Here is a 1,491-nt window from a genome sequence, read left to right on the forward strand (position 1 = left end):
GGCGGGCGCCGGTGCGGTGGCCGAGGGGACGGCCGGTCAGAGGGTGGCGACGAACGACCGGTACCAGGGAACCGCGTGCGGGAAGGCCCGGAGGAAGGGCTCACCCGGGGAGCAGTCCAGACCGTCCCAAAAGGCGTCGTCCTGGAACCAGTGGTCGACGGCGAGCATGCCGAGGTGGTGCAGGGCGCGGGGAGATCCGGCGGCCCGCGCGTAGGCGGTCGTGACGTCGACCGCCGTCTCCCCGCCGGGCTGTTCCACCTGGGCGCGGACGGCCGCGAGCAGCTCCGACGTGGTGACCGGGTCCGGATGGTTGACGTAGTGGACGCCGGGACCGTGGGCCGGGGAGAGCGCCGCGGCGACGACCGCGCGGCCCAGGGTGTCCACGTCGATCATCGAGTGCAGGGCCCCGCAGTCCGCCACGGTCGCCGACAACTCCCTCAGGAGCCCCACCAGTCCGGGGACCACCCAGCGGTCGCCCACGCCGTACACCAGGTGGGGCCGCAGCACCAGGCCGCCCGCCGCGAGCACGTGCCGTTCGGCCGCGGCGCGGCTGCGGCTGGTGGCGGAGACCGGAGCGACGGGGGCCTCGCCGGGCCGTACGCCGCGGAAGGGGCCCCTGCCGTGGACGGCGGCGGTGCTCACGTACAGGATGCGGCGCACCCCGCTGCGCACCGCCTCCTCCACCAGGGCCTTCGTGCCCCGGTCGTTGACCGCCGCGACGGACTCCGCGTCGCCGGTGATGAGCGAGGCGCAGTGGACGAGGACGTCGACGCCGGCGCAACTGCCGCGCAGGGAGGCGGGATCGGCGAGGTCGCAGGGAACGGTTCCGGCGGACGGGGACACGCCCGGGGAGGGAGCCGCCCGCGTGGCTCCGGGCCCGGCGCTCCCGGCGGGCGTACGGCGGGAGAGCGACCGGACGCGGAGGTCCGGGTGCCGGCGTGCCGCGGCGGTGATCCGGCTGCCGATGAAGCCGGTGCCGCCCGTGATCAGGAGGTCCACCGTCACGTCAGCACCCGTACCGGGATCGGGGCCGGGGCCGGGGGCGGCCCCGGAGCCCGGCGGTGGGGCGCCGAGGTGAGGACGACGCCGAAGACGGGTTCGTCGTGCTGCAGGCCGACGACCCGTACGGTCACCGCGCCTCCGTCGTCGTCTCCCCCGCCGCGGCCCAGGACCCCGTCGCCGGCTCCGCTCCCGTCGAGTTCGTCCAGGACCTCGGTCTCGAGGAGGCAGGGGCTGTCCAGTTCGGTGTAGCGGCTGAAGGAGGAGGCCAGATCGGAGGGGAGGAAGACACCTCCGCCGGTCGCCGCCGTCGCGGCCTGGCGGGCCGCCTCGAACAGGACCATGCCGGGGACGTGGTCGTTGGGCCGGGCGAAGAGGACGGGGTGCCCGGTGTCGACGCGCAGGAGCCAGGTGCCGGGGCGGTCCGAGGGGGAGAGGACGACGTCCTGCGCGCGGCGGCGGCCGGCCAGTTCGCGAGGGACGGGAGGGGTG

General features: G+C 76.1%; 2 protein-coding genes. Both read right to left on the reverse strand.

Features of this window, described 5'->3' with window-relative positions; all coding sequences use genetic code 11:
* Positions 1-36: 36 nt before the first annotated feature.
* On the reverse strand, positions 37-1,005 hold the full coding sequence (locus AOK18_RS05410) for an NAD-dependent epimerase/dehydratase family protein (RefSeq protein ID WP_055693561.1): 969 nt from the start codon (positions 1,003-1,005) through the stop codon (positions 37-39).
* A partial coding sequence (locus AOK18_RS05415) for an AfsA-related hotdog domain-containing protein (protein ID WP_276205339.1) occupies positions 1,002-1,491 on the reverse strand: 490 nt, incomplete at its 5' end. The genes AOK18_RS05410 and AOK18_RS05415, both read right to left, overlap by 4 nt.

This window comes from Streptomyces prasinopilosus (assembly GCF_001419695.1).
Taxonomy (GTDB): Bacteria; Actinomycetota; Actinomycetes; order Streptomycetales; family Streptomycetaceae; genus Streptomyces; species Streptomyces prasinopilosus.